Consider the following 16,744-nt stretch of genomic DNA (forward strand, 5'->3'; position numbering starts at 1 on the left):
CATTGAATACCTTTGTCGTTGCAAATCCTAATAAATGCATTGGTTGTAAGTCTTGTGAAATTGCTTGTGCAGTTGCACATTTAGATATTAGTGTGCTTACTGCACAAGCAATAGATGCACCTTTTTCACCTCGCATTAATCTAGTACGGGCAGAAAGGGCTACTATGCCAGTGCAGTGTAGGCAATGTGATGATGCACCTTGTGCAAATGCATGTCCAGTAGGCGCAATTGTTCATAAGAAGAATAAAATTGTTGTAAAAACAGAATTGTGTATTGGATGTAAGGCATGCATGCTTGCTTGTCCATTTGGTGCTATGGATATGGTTCTAAAGTGTAAAAATGGCCGAAAGCAAAAACAGGGTTTAAGTGTGAGTACTAAAGAAGGAAAGCAAAATAAGGAGAATATGGCAGCACATAAATGTGATTTGTGTGCAGGTAGGCCTGGAGGCCCAGCTTGTGTAGAAGTTTGTCCAGTTGATGCTTTCACCATAGTTAAGCCCGAAGTTATAAATCATACTATTAAAAATAGGCGTCGATCCAGTGCTTTAAAAATTATGAAAAAACAAAAATAAGATCGTTTTTGGAGAAATGTACCTAGATTTGTGTAAATCAAATCTAGGTACGTTATTGTATGAGGAATATTTAAATTTGTTACAAATTATAATTAAGATTATACTACTCAACTTTCGCAGGACAAAAAGACTAATTTCTCCTTGATGTAACAAGGTAAAGCAGCAATAAAACTATCTATTATTGAGTCAATAACGTCCTTTGAAAGAAGAAGTTTTTCAGTTAATACATTTTTTAAAATATCTACAATAAGATTCATTACTTCACAAAATTGGATATCTTGAAGTTCATCACAGCACTGATAAAAAAATCCACCAATAGTTCTAACATCATTATTCTTACGGCTTTCTAAAGTAAGCATAATGTATCTGGTAAAAACTATAGAAGTATGTGAAACCATGGAATCATAAGAACGCCCCTGAAACTCTTTAGCAAGTTTTAGAAAAGACTTGTTCATTTTAAAGAAAACCTCTATATCCCAGCGTTTTCCGTAAATTCTTATTATCTCATTGTCATCTAAGGATATATTGGTAGAAATTAAAGCAAGCCATTTTCTACTTCTGTTTCTATCTCTTACAAATACAATTTTTGCTTTTACCTCATTACCATTTTTGTCAGAGCCAATACCTACAATAACAGAAGAAAGAATTTTTGCCTTACCACGCTTTTTTCTTAAATTAGCATAGAGATTTTTAAGGTTCAATAACTTACCGTTATAATTGTAGTAAACCCTTGGCATTGCTTTGACCATGGCAATAGTATTAAGTTTGAGTTCTAGAATCCGTATAAGAGTTTTTGGGTACGTAAACCAACTGTCAAAAAGAACGTACGATGCAGGAATAGCATATTTTGAAACTTGTTGAAGTAAACTAATCATAACCTCAGGTGACTTTAAAACAGCCTCCTTACGGAGCTTAGAACCATTGGTTCTTTTATCAATATTGTGGTTTTCAGGACAAAGTCTGTTTTTCTCCTTTTCGGAAGAAAGCAGAGTGAAAGCAAGAGGTAAAAAAGTATTGCCATCTGACCAACCAAGGGTGAGAAGGCGAAAGCCTTTAACATATTTATGTTCAACATGGTCATGAACTCTTGCAAGAAGTTCAACAGATTTGCTCCTGCACCTACTGTATAAAGAATCATCAATTACAAGTACATTAACTCTATCTTTTGAAGTAAGTGGTACGATAATATTTTTTATGATTAATGAAGAAAGTAAAAACAAAAACTTTCTCCAATTAAAGTTTGGTGAATTAAGAAATCTATATACAGTATCCTTTGAAAATTGATTATTTTTTCCAGACTCCAAGTTCCTAAATAAGTTTTTTCCAGTAAAAACAAGCATAAAAATATATTGAAATATTTTAATACATGAAAATCCTTTTTCTTTAGAAAAATTGCATTGCTTAAGTATATGTCCAATTTTGTTGTCTTTAAAAAATCTATTTATAGTAAAATTAAATTGTTTATCATTAGTATCATTTGATATAATAGTATTCATAAGAAACATTCCTTTCCTTGGTGTGGTGTTTTTTGCAATTCTATTATACCAAAAGGAATGTTTCTTTGCTTTATGTGTTTATTCTCAAGGCTTTCCCCTTAATTTTTATGTGCGAAAGTTGAGTTATACTATTAATAAGTAACTCAACTTTAGCAGTTTGAAAACTTTGTGGAGCAAAGCTTTGCAAGTTAAGAATTAATAATGAAGAATTAATAGTGAAGGATGATTTTTAGCTATCGCAAAAAATCTTTAAACTTATATTAACCAGCAATGTTTCGCTTTACCGAAACGAGTAGTGAAAAGCTTAATCAAAGATTTTTTGTAGTGTAACGGGAAAAAATCCACATTAACTATTAATTTCTAACTATTAACTAAAAAAGTTACATCGTAATTTTTTATATGTGTGAAAATTGAGTAAATAAGTACATGAGAAGAGGAGGAGTAAAATGGAAACTAAAAAATATAATGCCCCCAATATGATTTTAATTGGTTCAACTGCTAGAAACAGTGGAAAAACTACTCTTGCTGTTTCAATAATAAATAAATATAAATTAAGTAGACCAGTGGTAGCACTAAAAATAACAACTATCCAGGAGAAGAATGGAAAATGCATACGTGGAGGAGAAGGTTGTGGGGTGTGTTCAAGCTTAAAAGGAAACTTTGAGATAACGGAAGAGTTAAATTCAGACAATAATAAGGATACATCTTTACTATTAGCTGCTGGAGCAGAGAATGTTTACTGGTTAAAAGCATTGAAGGATAATATGTACGAAGCATTTAAGGCATTTAGTACTAAAATACCTGAAAATGTTCTTATAGTATGTGAATCAAATAGCTTACGAAAAGTTGTTAATCCAGGCGTCTTTATTATGATAAAAAATTCCAAAGATAGTCAAATGAAAAAGTCAGCAAGTGAAGTTATAGATCAAGCTGACATAACTATAGAAAATAGTTTTAATAATGATTTTGAAAAAGTAATAAAAGAAATAGAGAATATAATTAATTGATCAAATTTAATTACATAAACAGATTTCTAATCAAATTCTAATCTTTAACTAATTGTCTTCTAATTATTCCTCAGTAGTATATAGATATAGAGAAAATTCATTATTAAAAAATAGTTATAGGGAGGAATTAAGATGACAATTTCAATTGAACAAATTGATTCATTAAGAAAAAGAGCAAATGTAAGCTATAAGGAGGCCAAAGAGGCACTTGAAAAATGTAACGGTGATTTGGTAGAAGCACTTTTGTATTTAGAGGAACAGAATAAAATCAAGCCAGAGCATGAAAGCATAAAGGGCTCACCTTTTATTAAAAAAATTAAAAATATTATTTTAAAGGCTAACAAGATAAAATTTGTAATATCTAAAGATGATAAAACAATTTTAAATTTGCCTTCTACTCTAGCAGTTTTACTTTGTATATTTGCATTTCCTGTTGCAATAGCTGTTGTAGTCATTGCTTTAATTACAAGTTGTAAGATAAGATTTCATAAAGAAAGTGGAGAAGAATGCGGAATTAATAGTAAAATAGATAAAGTTACTGAAGCTATGAACAATGCCAAAGATAAAATAAAAGAAGAGATTAAGAATGCATAAAATAAAACCTGCTTATGATTTTTCATAAAGCAGGTTTTATTTTTGTCTAGAATTTAGCTTATTATAAGGATTGTGAGTAATAAAAAAGGTATAATAAAATTAAAAAAAGTACAGGAGGATAATATGGCCGGTGAAAAAATTCTTATTGTAGAAGATGAAGTGAAAATTGCAAGGTTTGTTGAGCTGGAACTCCAACATGAAGGATATATTGTAGATAAAGCGGTAGATGGAAGAGATGGACTAGAAAAAGCTTTAAATGAACACTTTGATCTTATAATACTTGATGTAATGCTTCCTTCTTTAAATGGAATGGAAGTACTAAGGAGGTTGAGGCAGAACTCTGAGGTTCCTGTCATCATGCTTACTGCAAAAGATGAGATAATGGACAAAGTAATGGGACTTGATATTGGTGCAGATGATTACATTACAAAACCCTTTGCCATAGAAGAACTTCTTGCACGTATTCGTGTTACATTTAAGCATAAAAGGGTTACACTAGATAAATCTGGTATTATAGAAATAGGTAAATTGAAACTTAATATGAGTAAATATCTTACTACATATAATAATGAAGTAGTAGAACTGACAAAAACAGAATTTGATCTATTAAAATATTTAATGGCAAACAAAAATATAGTACTTTCAAGGGAAAATATTCTTGAAAAAGTATGGGGATATGATTATACAGGGGATACTAATGTAGTAGACGTCTATATTCGTTATTTGAGAAGTAAGATAGATGATAAATTTAATCACAAATTTATTTATACCGTTCGAGGAGTGGGGTATCAATTAAAGGATGAATAAGATTAAACTTATATTTAGAATAATAGTTAAAATCATAAAGATTTTGTTCTTACTATTAGAGCGTGCTTTGAATATTTTACCTAAATATTTAAGCAGGGCAGTTGAGAGTATAGAAAATAAACTGAGATTTTCCATTAGCTTTAAAATAACAGTAACCTATGTATTCACCTTTGTGATAATTTTTTTCTTAATTACTTTAGGCATAATTGGAAGCTTTAATTATTATATGCAAAATGGTAGAAAGGATAATTATATAGTAGTTCTTTTAGGAATTTTAGCAGTATGGAATATTATAGGATTAATTATAATTATAATAATTGGTTCAAAGGCCAGTAAAAAATTTTTATCTCCTGTGTATACTATGGCAGATACAGTAAAAAAGATATCTATAGATAATTTGGATAAAAGACTTGATATTAAGGGATCAAAAAATGAACTTAAGGATTTAGCAAAAACTTTTAATGATATGATGGACAGAATTCAAAGTTCTATAGAGAAACAGAATCAATTTGTTTCTGATGCATCACATGAACTGAGAACACCTATTTCTGTAATTCAAGGATATGCTAATATGTTAGACCGCTGGGGAAAAGATGATAAAGATGTACTTGAAGAATCTATTGATGCTATAAAAAGTGAATCTAAAAGCATGAAGGACTTGATTGAAAAACTTTTATTTCTTGCAAGAGGAGATAAAAATACTCAAAAAGTTGAGGAAGAAAATTTCATGATGAATGAGCTGATAGATGAAATAGTGAAGGAGACAAAATTAATTGATGATGTCCATAAAATAGAAAATGAACATAATGATGAATTTAGCATCAATGCTGACAAAAAACTCATAAAGGAAGCTATAAGAATTTTCATAGACAACAGTATCAAATATACCGAGGAAGGTGAAAGCATAAAAATTGATTCCTATAAAAGAGAAAATGAAGCTATAATAACTATTGCAGATAATGGTACAGGAATTTCAAAGGAAGATTTGCCTCATATATTTGATAGATTTTATAGAGCTGATAAATCCAGAACTAAAAGTAGTGGAGGTACAGGGCTAGGCCTTTCAATTTCAAAGTGGATAATAGATAAGCATAATGGCAAGATTCATGTTTGGAGTGAAATAAACATAGGTACTGTAGTAAAAATCACTTTGCCAATATAAATTGAATGTTTTGTCGTATTGTTATATAATTTTATTAGGCTCATATTTTGGGAATATGGGCCTTTAGATTACAGAAAAAGAGGTAAATATTATGGAGATTACTAACTTTAATCCGCAGGATGTAATATTTGCATTAGATATAGGTACAAGAACTGTAATAGGTACTGCTGGAATAGTAAAGGATAAAAAATTTAATATAGTATCAGAACATTGCGTGGAACATGAAGAGAGAGCAATGATTGATGGGCAGATACATGATGTAGGTCTTGTGGCAAATGCAGTAAATGCTATAAAGAAAAAAATAGAAGAAGACTTAAACATGAAATTGGAAAATACAGCAATAGCAGCAGCAGGAAGATTTTTAAGAACTGTATCTGTAAAAGAGCATATGAACATTGATTATGATAAGGAAATAGATAGGGATACCATAAGGAGTCTTGAGTTAACTGCGGTGAAGTCTGCTGAAAAGCAGGTAACTAAAAATACAAAGGGAAGATTGTATTGTGTAGGGTATAGTGTGAAAAGCTATTATCTAAATGGTTATCTTATAAGTAATCTATTGGCACATAAAGGAGAAAATATATCGGTAGAAGCTATAGCAACCTTTCTTCCAAGGTCTGTAGTGGACAGTCTGTATTCTGTTATGGAAAAAGTAGGCCTTCAAGTAGTAAGCTTAACTTTAGAGCCTATTGCAGCTATGGAAGCTGCAGTCCCACAAAATCTAAGGCTTTTAAATTTAGCGCTAGTAGATGTAGGAGCAGGAACTTCGGATATAGCAATAAGCAGTAAGGATACTATAAGTGCTTATGGCATGGTATCTCAGGCAGGGGATGAAGTTACCGAAGTTATAGCACAAAATTATTTAGTCGATTTTAACACTGCGGAAAAGATAAAAAAACAGTGTAATGAAAATGAAACTATAAAGTATACAGATGTTTTAGGCATAGAAAATAAAATATCTTCTGAGGAAGTTATAAAGCTCATAAATCCTGTTGTTAATAAGATAGCAGATGAAATTGGAAATAAAATAGTTGAGTTAAATGGAGATAAACCGCCTAATGCAATTTTTCTTGTGGGTGGAGGAGCTCATACTCCGGAACTCAAGGAATTTTTAGCTAAAAAGTTGAACATGCCTCTCCAAAGAATTGCTATAAAGGGAAGAGAAGCGGTTACGGATTGTGTATGTCTTGACAATTCTCTTGGAAGTACAGGGGTTACTGTTTTAGGTATTGCACTTATTTCAATAAGAAGACTAGGACATGGATTTATTGATGTAATATTAAATGGAAATGTAATAAGTCTTTTTAATTCTCATGGACATACGGTAATGGATGTAATGCTGCAAGCAGGAATAAATCCTAAGTCATTAATAGGGAAAAACGGTAAAAATATAAGGTTTACAGTAAATGGTATAAAAAGAGTAGCTTTTGGTACTTTAGCTTCTAGTACCAAAATAACTGTGAATGGAATTGAAAAAAGCATGGATGAGGAAATTAAAGAAGGAGACGACATAGAAATAAAGTATGCAATTAATGGGAAAAATGCTGTGCCTAAAGTGATAGACTACATACAAAAGTCCTATTCTGTGAGCTTTTTTATAAATGATTTAATAGAAAATTTAGAACCTGCAGCATATATAAATGAAAATAGAGTAAAATTGGATAGTACCATAAATGAAGGGGATAATGTAAATATAATCTTACCGGAAACCATTTCTGACTATGAAAAATATTTTTCAACTGACAGTGGAGAAGAATTTGCATATTATTTAGATGGAAACAAATTAGATAAAAAATATATTATAAATGAAGGGGACAGAATTTATAGAATAACTAAAGTAGAAGATGGAAAAGAAAAGAATTCTAAAGAAGAAAGACAGGAAAATTTAAGTTCAGAAGAAGTGGCTTTGGAAGTGGCTCCAAAGGAAGAAGATATAAGCAAAGCTAAAGAGAATGAATTGCATGAATCTACTTTGAATGAAAAAAGTAAGGATACAAATGAAATAACTGTAGTTGCAAATGGAAAAACTGTAGTACTTACGGGGAAAAAGGATTATATATTTGTGGACATATTTAATCATATAGAATTTGATCTAACAAAAATTAAGGGAAAGCTGTATTTGCATTTAAATGGAAATAACGCAGGTTATTATGATAAGTTATCTGAAGGAGACATAATAGAATTAGGTTGGGAATAGGTATGGATACTAATATTGGAGGAACAAATATGCAGAAAAACTTTTTGAAAATGGCAGAATCTATAAAACAAGAATTGATTGAAACGAGAAGGGATTTTCATAGGCATCCAGAACTTGGATATGATTTAGAGAGAACTTCTGGCAAAGTAAAACAATTTTTAGACAAATGGGGTATAGAATATAAGGACACGGCTCACACAGGAATATGTGCAATAATAAGAGGAAAAGGTACTAAAACTATAGGAATAAGAGCTGATATGGATGCACTTCCTTTAGAAGATAAAAAAGTTTGTGACTATTCTTCAGAGGTTAAGGGAAAAATGCATGCCTGCGGCCATGACGCGCACACAACTATACTTCTTGGAGCTGCTAAAATTCTAAACTCTATAAAAGATGAATTAAGGGGAAATGTAAAATTATTTTTTGAACCTGCAGAAGAAACCACAGGTGGAGCTAAGTTAATGATAGAAGATGGAGTACTTGAAGAGCCAAAGGTTGATAGAGTAATAGGACTTCATGTAGAGGAAAATATAGAAGTTGGGAATATAGGACTTAAACTTGGAGTAGTGAATGCAGCTTCTAATCCTTTTGACATAAAAATTAAAGGAGTTGGATCTCATGGGGCAAGACCTCATATGGGAATTGACCCTGTAGTAATAGCAAGCCATGTAGTAATAGCACTTCAGGAAATTGTAAGTAGGGAACTTCCTCCTACAGATGCAGGAGTAATAACTATAGGATCAATTCATGGAGGTACAGCCCAAAATATAATACCAGATGAAGTCACAATATCAGGTATCATAAGAACTATGAAGACAGAGCATAGGGAATATGTAAAGAAAAGGCTTTGTGAAATAACAAATGGAGTAGTTAATTCTTTTAGGGGAAAATGTGAAATAGACATACAGGAGAGTTATCCTTGTCTTTATAATGACGATAGTGCAGCACAGGATATTTTAAATGCAGCATATGATGTTATAGGTAAAGATAAAGTAAAGATACTTGAGAAGCCAAGCATGGGCGTAGAAAGTTTTGCTTATTTTTCTATGGAAAGGCCTTCTGCCTTTTATTATTTAGGATGTAGAAATGAAGAAAAACAAATAATACATCCTGCCCATGGAAATTTATTTGATATAGATGAAGATTGTCTTCCTATCGGAGTTGCCATACAGTGCAAGGCAGCTTATGATTTTTTAAGATAGTACAGTATTTAAATGTACTTAGAGTTTTTATTGTAATGGGTATGAACTTTAAGTATATTTTTTATGTAGAAAAACAAGTATAAAGATGTAAGGTATTTTCTTTCAAATGCCTAAGCTAAAAAATATTTTTATTTATTGATTTAGTTAATAATAGTAGTATATAATTAGATGTTGTCCATATAAGATAGTAAATAATACAATTTGCTAATAACAAAGAACTTTAAACTTTTTAAAAACTTTGCAATATAGAATTCTTAAATTACTAATTGCAGATATATAAGAGAGTTGTTAATTTTAAGACTTAGGAGAGATTGATATGAAATTGGAGATAGGAAAGAACGAAGCTGGTCAAAGATTAGATAAATTTTCAAGAAAATGGCTTCAGGATGTGCCACTTAGTGGTATATACAGAGCTATAAGAAAAGGTGATATTAAAGTAAATGGAAAAAAAGCTAAAGAAAAATATTTCCTTTTGGAGGGAGATATAGTAAATGCAGAATACATAACTTCTAAGGAAACAAAATCTAAATTTGAAAGAATAGACAATGCTTTTTTAAAGATAATTTATGAAGACAAAAATATGCTTTTGGTAGAAAAATGGCCTGGAGTTTTGGTGCATTCAGATAAAAATTCCAAGGATGCTACTTTAACTGATTATGTACTTTCACATTTGTATGATAGGGGAGAATTTAATCCAGAAGAAGAGGTTACTTTTACTCCATCACCTTGTAATAGATTAGACAGGAATACTTCTGGCATAGTTATTTATGGAAAAAATTATGAAGCATTGAAGTTATTGAATGAGATGATAAGGGAAAGAAGTATAAAGAAGTATTATATAGCTCTTGTAATTGGAAAAATAAAAGATGGAGTTTATGAAGGTTACATAAAAAAAGATAGAACAAATAACAAATCCAGTGTAAGCAATACACCGGAAAAAAATTCAAAAAAGATATCTATGAGAGTAAAAAATGTTAACACCTGCGGCATATATTCACTGATACAACTTGAGCTAATTACGGGTAGAAGTCATCAGTTGAGGGCTCACCTAGCATATTTAGGAAATGCAATAGTAGGAGACAGTAAATATGGTGTTTCAAATATAAATAGTTTTTTCTATAATAAATATGGTTTGGATTATCAATACTTATATGCATATAAGTTAAACTTTAGAAGCTGTCCTGAAGAACTTAATTATATGGAAAACAAGACCATAACAGAGGGACTTCCACCTATATTAAAGAAGATAAAAAAGGATATATTTAATAAATTCTAATATTTTAGGATATTAATAGTTTTTGATAGGGAGTTTTAAATTATGAAAGAACAGTCAACAACTAAAGGTTTTGCCATACTTTCTATGGCAGGGATGGCCGTAAAAATATTATCTGTTATATATATACCACTTATGATGAAAATAATAGGTGAAGAGGGTTATGGATTGTATGGCGCATCTTATCAGGTATATGCCTTTGTTTTCGTACTTACGAACGCAGGTATACCTGTAGCTATATCAAAGCTTATATCTGAATTGAATGCGGTAGGCAATTATAGAGATGCAGTAAGAGGATTTAAAATAGCTAGATTTATTCTGGTGATTTTGGGAATAGTAATGGCATCTTTTCTAATTATATTTTCAGGACCTTTAGCTAGTATAACAAAATATAACAAGGCTTATTTATCGCTTCTAACTCTGGCACCAGCTATATTTTTCACTTCCATTGCTTCTGCCTATAGGGGATATTTTCAAGGAAGGGCAAACATGACACCTACAGCAGTGTCACAGGTCATAGAACAAATAGTAAATACCATATTTGCACTTGCATTTGCAGCGTATTTAATGAGATATGGAGTGGAAGTAGGTTGTACTGGAGGACCTATTGGAACTTCTTTTGGAGCCCTCGCTTCTGCTACATTTTTGATATACTGTTATGAAAAAAATAAAAAAATAAGGCTTCCTCAAAATTATGTGGAAGTAAGTAGGACAAGACTCACCACATCACAGCTTGTGAAAAAAATTATAAAATATGGAGTACCTATAACTTTATGTGTTGGAATGACCTATGCTGGGAGTATAGTAGATTTAGCCAATACTAAAGCAAGGCTTATAGTTGGAGGGATAAGTGATACCAATGCTACTATACTTTATGGATATTTAAACAAATATCAGCAGCTTTTGAATGTTCCTATTGCTATAATATCTTCTCTTTCTGCAGCAATACTTCCAGCAATATCAGCAGCTTTTGCAGTTAAGGATAGAAAAAGGGTAAAAGATAAGATAAACTATTCCTTCAGACTTTGTTTCTTAATTGCAATACCTTGTGCAGTTGGATTTTCGGTTTTAAGTGGCCATATATACGAGCTTTTAAAGTTTGGAAAAGCATATTATATTATGGAATGTGGTTCTATAGTGCTTGTGCTTATGTCAATAATGCAAATACAGACTACCATTTTGCAAAGTGTTGGAAAGCTGTTTACTGCTACCTTTTATTCTGTAATAGGTATAGTAGTAAAAATATGTATAAATTATGTTCTTATTGCAATACCTAATATAAATATATTAGGGGCAATAGTAGGAAGTATAGTGGGATTTGTTATACCTATAATATTAAATCATATAATTATTAGAAAATCTTTAAATGCAAAAGTTAGTCTTATAAGACATGCTGTTAAACCAGCAATTGCTTCTGTAATGATGGGAATAGTTGTATTTGCTTCTTCGTTTGTCATGGATTTTATATTTGGATTTATAAAGATTGCGTATATTCCAAATGCTATTTCTACAATAGTATCTGTTTTAGTAGGAATAATTACATATGTCTTTACTATGGCACTAATTGGTGGCATAAGGAAAAGGGATATGGAATTGCTGCCTAGTGTAGCACGAAAATTAATACCAGGCTTTATATTGAGAAAAGTAAAATAAAATAGTATAAATAGAAAATTGAAATATTTTTTTAAAAAACTTGCATCATGAAATAAAATATGATAAAATTAGTCTTATTAAAATACCAGTGACCTATAACATAATTGGTATTTTACAGCAATATATCAAGTTTGATAATTAAATAACTAATAATTAAGAAAATTTCAAAATGCATTTCTAGGGGTTAGAGAAATGCATTTTTGTTCAAAAAAATTTAGACGGGGGCTGAAAACATGAAATATAATCTAGGATTCCCTTCAAAACAAGGATTATATGATCCTGCTTATGAAAAGGATTCTTGTGGGGTAGGATTTATAGCCAGTATAAAAGGTGAAAAAACCCATGATATTGTAAAAAAAGGTGTTAAAATTTTAGTTAACTTAACTCACAGAGGAGCAGTGGGAGCTGATACTAAAACAGGAGATGGTGCAGGTATACTTGTCCAAATTCCAGATGAATTTTTTAGAATAAATTGTGACAATTTAGGAATAGAATTACCTGAACCGGGTGAATATGCTGTAGGTATGGTATTTTTTCCAAAAGAAACTGCAATAAGGTTGCAGTGTGAGGGAATACTTGAAAGGGCAGCAGAAGAAGAAGGACAGAAAATTTTAGGCTGGAGAGATGTACCTACAGACAATAGAAGTATTGGTGAAACAGCTAAGGGTACTGAACCTATTATAAGACAGATATTTATAGGCAAAAATGCACAAAATCAAACTGATTTTGAAAGAAAACTTTATATAATCAGAAAAAAAGTTGAAAATGAAGTTAAAAAAACTCTTGAAAGTGCATCAAAATCTTTTTATGTATGTAGTCTTTCAAGTAAAACTATAGTTTATAAAGGATTATTACTGGCAGATCAAATAAAGAAATTTTATATTGATTTAAATGATATAAACTTTAAAAGTGCCATTGCACTAGTACATCAAAGGTACAGCACAAATACTTTCCCAACTTGGGATTTGGCACAACCTTTTAGGTTTCTTGGACATAATGGTGAGATAAATACCATAAGAGGAAATCGAAACTGGATGAGATCACGTGAAGGTGTACTGAAATCTGAAGCTTTCGGAAAGGACATTAAGAAACTTTTCCCTATAATAAGTGAAGGGGGAAGTGATTCTGCATCTCTTGATAATGTATTGGAATTATTATATGAAGATGGAAAATCCTTACCACATGCACTTATGCTTCTTATACCAGAAGCGTGGGAAGGAAATGAATATATGGAAGAATATAAAAGGGCTTTTTATGAGTATCACGGTTCTCTTGTAGAACCTTGGGATGGACCTGCTGCGGTTGCATTTTCTGATGGTGTACAAGTTGGTGCTACTCTTGACAGGAATGGATTAAGGCCTTTGAGATATATGATAACAAAAAATGGTCTTGTAGTACTTGCATCAGAGACAGGAGTGCTAGAATTTAATGATGAGGATATAGAGGAAAAGGGAAAACTAAAACCTGGCAAAATGTTCTTGGTTGATACTGCTCAGGGAAGAATAATAGATGATGAAGAATTAAAAAGAGATATATGCAAGAGTAAGCCTTATGAAGAAATGCTTCCTAAATTAAAATTTACTCTTGATATGTTTAAGGCAGTTAGGACAAGAGAAGAAATACCACCTGTAGTATTAAAGGAAAAACAACAGGCGTTTGGCTACTCTCTTGAAGATTTGAGCAAGATAATAGGACCTATGGCAAAGGATGGTAAAGAGCCTGTGGGGTCTATGGGAAATGATACTCCTCTTGCAGTGCTTTCAAATAAAAATCAATTGCTTTTTGCGTATTTCAAACAACTTTTTGCCCAGGTAACCAATCCACCTATAGATTCTATAAGAGAAAGATTAGTAATGTCTCTTGCAAATTATATAGGTTCTACCCAGGCTAATATATTAAATGGTAAAGATGGAGAAATCTCAAACGATCCTTTTATAGAGATAAAAAGTCCTACACTAACTAATGAGGAAATATCAAAAATAAAGAGCTTGAGAGATAAAAACTTTAAAACTACTACTATTCCTATTACATTTAAATGTGATACGGGAGTAGAAGGTTTTAAGGAAGCTCTTGAAAAAATTTGTGAGAGAGCTTCAAAGAGAATAAAAGAAGGATACAATATACTAGTTTTAAGTGATAAAAATGTGGATTCTTACGAGGCTGCTATACCAAGTTTACTTGCTGTTTCAGCGGTGCAGCACCATCTAATTAGAGAAAAAACACGTACAAAAGTTTCAATTATCGTAGAAACTGGAGAAGCAAGAGAAACTACGCATTTTGCACTTTTAATAAGTTATGGTGCTTCTGCAGTTAATCCTTATCTTGTTTATCAAACTATAGATGAAATGATAAAGGAAAATGATATAGTTGGAGTTACACCAGAAGAAGCAAAGAAAAATTATATTAAGGCTATAAATCAAGGAATACTTAAAATACTTTCAAAAATGGGTATATCCACGCTGCAAAGTTATCACGGTGCACAAATATTTGAAGCAATAGGTCTTGATTCAGAATTTGTAAATAAGTATTTTGAGGGTACATCATCTAGAATAGGTGGTATAGGTATTGATGTAGTTGCAAAGGAAGTACTTGCAAGACATAAAAATGCCTTTAATAAAATAAGAAAACCTATTTCTGAGCTCAATGTAGGTGGTAACTATTCTTGGAGAAAAGGAGGAGAGTTTCATCTCTTTAATCCTGAAACTATATACAAACTCCAGGTTGCAGCAAGAACTAATGACTATGGTATGTATAAGCAGTATGCTAAAGTAATAAATGAACAAGATAAAAATTTATGTACAATAAGAGGCTTGTTTCAATTTAAAAAGGGAAATGAGATACCTATAGAAGAAGTTGAACCAGTAAGTGAAATTCTTAAAAGATTCTGTACAGGAGCTATGTCCTTTGGTTCTATAAGCAAAGAAGCTCATGAAACTATAGCTATAGCTATGAATAGAATAGGTGGAAGGAGCAATACTGGAGAAGGTGGAGAGGATCCTGATAGATATGTACTAGATCCAAATGGTGATTCCAGAAGAAGTGCTATAAAACAGGTGGCATCAGCACGTTTTGGTGTAACTACAGAATATTTGGCAAATGCAGATGAAATCCAGATAAAGATAGCACAAGGTGCAAAACCAGGAGAAGGTGGACAACTTCCAGGTAGGAAGGTTAATAAGTATATCGCCAAAATAAGGTATTCAACTCCAGGCATAGACCTTATTTCACCACCACCTCACCATGATATATATTCAATAGAAGATTTAGCTCAATTAATATATGATTTAAAAAATGTAAATCCTAGTGCAGCTATAAGTGTAAAACTTGTGTCTGAAGTAGGAGTAGGAACAATTGCTGCTGGAGTTGCAAAGGCTCATGCAGATTTAATACTTATAAGTGGTCATGATGGAGGCACAGGGGCATCACCTATGTCATCTGTAAAAAATGCAGGAATACCTTGGGAACTTGGATTATCTGAGACACAACAAGTACTACTGTTAAATGATCTGCGAAGCAGAGTTAGAATTCAAACAGATGGACAGTTAAAGACAGGTAGAGATGTTGCAATTGCAGCACTTCTTGGAGCTGAAGAATTTGGTTTTGCAACTACTGCCCTTGTAGTAATGGGATGTACTATGCTTAGAAAATGCCATTTAAATACTTGTGATATGGGAATAGCTACCCAAGATCCTGAATTAAGAAAGAATTTTAAAGGAAAACCAGAGCATATAATAAATTTCCTTACTTTTATTGCACAGGAAGTTAGAGAGTATATGGCAAAACTTGGCTTTAGAACAATGAATGAAATGGTTGGAAGAGTAGATATGCTGGAGACAAAAAAGGCTATTACTCATTGGAAAGCTAAAGGTTTAGATTTGTCTGCTGTACTTTATAAACCATATATGCCAAAGAGAATTAAATCCTACTGTGTAATACCACAGAATCATGGACTTGATAAGGCAATAGATTATAAACTCATTCAAATGACACAAAAGGCAGTACAGGATAAGATAAAAGTTACTGCAAATTTGGAGATAAAAAATGTAAATCGTTCTGTTGGAACAATGCTAAGCGGAACGATTGCAAAGAAATATGGTGCCAAGGGACTTCCAGAAGATACTATAGTGTTAAATTTTAAGGGGTCAGCAGGACAGAGTTTTGGAGCCTTTGGAATAAATGGACTTACTCTAGTGCTTGAAGGAGACGCCAATGATTATGTTGGAAAAGGTCTTTCTGGTGCTAAAATAGTTATTAAAACTCCTGAGAAGGCAACTTTTGTTGCAGAAAAGAATATCATAGCAGGTAATACCATTTTATATGGAGCTACATCAGGAAAGGTATTTGTAAATGGTACTGTAGGAGAAAGATTTGCAGTAAGAAACAGTGGAGCTACAGCTGTAGTTGAAGGTGTAGGAGACCACTGCTGTGAATATATGACTGGTGGAAGAGTAGTTATCATGGGTCAAACGGGAAGAAATTTTGCAGCTGGTATGAGCGGCGGTATAGCTTATGTACTTGATGAAGATGATTCTTTTGATAGAAAATGCAACATGGAAATGGTTGAAATTGCGCAAATGGAAGATGAGGATGATGTAAATACAGTATATAGTTTAATACAGGAACATTATAAATATACAAATAGTGCAAAAGCTAAAAAGATTCTTGAAAAATGGGATGTATATAAAACCAAGTTTAAGAGGGTAATACCTACTGCGTATAAACTTATACTGGAACAAACCAAATTAGAAGCAGTTGCTGCTTCTAATATGTAGGAGGTATCA

At 31.9% G+C, this 16,744-nt stretch carries 11 protein-coding genes; 10 read left to right on the forward strand and 1 reads right to left on the reverse strand.

Features of this window, described 5'->3' with window-relative positions; genetic code table 11:
• The first annotated feature begins 2 nt into the window (after nt 1-2).
• Nucleotides 3-572 carry a 4Fe-4S dicluster domain-containing protein gene (locus tag B5S50_RS19545; RefSeq protein WP_065079080.1) on the forward strand — a complete coding sequence of 190 codons (570 nt, stop codon included), beginning with the start codon at nt 3-5 and terminating at the stop codon, nt 570-572.
• Between the two features lie 107 nt (nt 573-679).
• On the opposite strand, the gene B5S50_RS19550 is transcribed toward B5S50_RS19545, so the two are convergent.
• Nucleotides 680-2,068: a transposase gene (locus B5S50_RS19550; protein ID WP_217302618.1), complete on the reverse strand. Its 1,389-nt coding sequence runs from the start codon at nt 2,066-2,068 to the stop codon at nt 680-682.
• 446 nt (nt 2,069-2,514) lie between these two features.
• On the opposite strand from B5S50_RS19550, the gene B5S50_RS19555 reads away from it, so the two are divergent.
• The 9 genes from B5S50_RS19555 (at nt 2,515) to gltB (ending at nt 16,735) form a co-directional block, all read left to right on the forward strand.
• On the forward strand, nt 2,515-3,075 hold the full coding sequence (locus B5S50_RS19555; protein ID WP_217302619.1) for a hypothetical protein: 561 nt from the start codon (nt 2,515-2,517) through the stop codon (nt 3,073-3,075).
• Between the two features lie 132 nt (nt 3,076-3,207).
• Nucleotides 3,208-3,669 (forward strand): DUF4342 domain-containing protein, encoded by a 462-nt coding sequence (locus B5S50_RS19560; protein ID WP_217302620.1) that lies wholly within the window; start codon nt 3,208-3,210, stop codon nt 3,667-3,669.
• A 123-nt stretch (nt 3,670-3,792) separates the two neighbouring features.
• Complete coding sequence (locus tag B5S50_RS19565; RefSeq protein WP_217302621.1) at nt 3,793-4,476, forward strand: response regulator transcription factor; 684 nt, start codon at nt 3,793-3,795, stop codon at nt 4,474-4,476.
• The gene (locus B5S50_RS19570) at nt 4,469-5,638 is read left to right on the forward strand and encodes a cell wall metabolism sensor histidine kinase WalK (RefSeq protein ID WP_217302622.1); all 1,170 of its coding nucleotides are present in this window, start codon (nt 4,469-4,471) and stop codon (nt 5,636-5,638) included. The genes B5S50_RS19565 and B5S50_RS19570 overlap by 8 nt, the downstream gene beginning before the upstream one ends.
• Nucleotides 5,639-5,729: 91 nt before the next feature.
• Nucleotides 5,730-7,835 (forward strand): cell division protein FtsA, encoded by a 2,106-nt coding sequence (locus tag B5S50_RS19575; RefSeq protein ID WP_217302623.1) that lies wholly within the window; start codon nt 5,730-5,732, stop codon nt 7,833-7,835.
• 29 nt (nt 7,836-7,864) lie between these two features.
• The gene (locus tag B5S50_RS19580; RefSeq protein ID WP_217302624.1) at nt 7,865-9,037 is read left to right on the forward strand and encodes a M20 family metallopeptidase; all 1,173 of its coding nucleotides are present in this window, start codon (nt 7,865-7,867) and stop codon (nt 9,035-9,037) included.
• Nucleotides 9,038-9,353: 316 nt separating this feature from the next.
• The gene (locus B5S50_RS19585) at nt 9,354-10,313 is read left to right on the forward strand and encodes an RluA family pseudouridine synthase (protein ID WP_217302625.1); all 960 of its coding nucleotides are present in this window, start codon (nt 9,354-9,356) and stop codon (nt 10,311-10,313) included.
• A 42-nt stretch (nt 10,314-10,355) separates the two neighbouring features.
• A complete protein-coding gene (locus B5S50_RS19590; RefSeq protein WP_065079074.1) occupies nt 10,356-11,963 on the forward strand; it encodes a polysaccharide biosynthesis protein in 1,608 nt (535 codons plus the stop codon).
• 233 nt (nt 11,964-12,196) lie between these two features.
• On the forward strand, nt 12,197-16,735 hold the full coding sequence (gene gltB, locus B5S50_RS19595; RefSeq protein ID WP_217302626.1) for a glutamate synthase large subunit: 4,539 nt from the start codon (nt 12,197-12,199) through the stop codon (nt 16,733-16,735).
• Nucleotides 16,736-16,744: the final 9 nt, after the last annotated feature.

This window comes from Clostridium sp. 001 (assembly GCF_019056555.1).
Taxonomy (GTDB): domain Bacteria; phylum Bacillota; class Clostridia; order Clostridiales; family Clostridiaceae; genus Clostridium_B; species Clostridium_B ragsdalei.

Bases quoted from the DNA above. Each gene is read 5' to 3' on its own strand.
- B5S50_RS19550 (WP_217302618.1), bottom strand. From the start codon at position 2,068: ATGAATACTATTATATCAAATGATACTAATGATAAACAATTTAATTTT.
- B5S50_RS19555 (WP_217302619.1), top strand. From the start codon at position 2,515: ATGGAAACTAAAAAATATAATGCCCCCAATATGATTTTAATTGGTTCA.
- B5S50_RS19560 (WP_217302620.1), top strand. From the start codon at position 3,208: ATGACAATTTCAATTGAACAAATTGATTCATTAAGAAAAAGAGCAAAT.
- B5S50_RS19565 (WP_217302621.1), top strand. From the start codon at position 3,793: ATGGCCGGTGAAAAAATTCTTATTGTAGAAGATGAAGTGAAAATTGCA.
- B5S50_RS19570 (WP_217302622.1), top strand. From the start codon at position 4,469: ATGAATAAGATTAAACTTATATTTAGAATAATAGTTAAAATCATAAAG.
- B5S50_RS19575 (WP_217302623.1), top strand. From the start codon at position 5,730: ATGGAGATTACTAACTTTAATCCGCAGGATGTAATATTTGCATTAGAT.
- B5S50_RS19580 (WP_217302624.1), top strand. From the start codon at position 7,865: ATGCAGAAAAACTTTTTGAAAATGGCAGAATCTATAAAACAAGAATTG.
- B5S50_RS19585 (WP_217302625.1), top strand. From the start codon at position 9,354: ATGAAATTGGAGATAGGAAAGAACGAAGCTGGTCAAAGATTAGATAAA.
- B5S50_RS19590 (WP_065079074.1), top strand. From the start codon at position 10,356: ATGAAAGAACAGTCAACAACTAAAGGTTTTGCCATACTTTCTATGGCA.
- gltB (WP_217302626.1), top strand. From the start codon at position 12,197: ATGAAATATAATCTAGGATTCCCTTCAAAACAAGGATTATATGATCCT.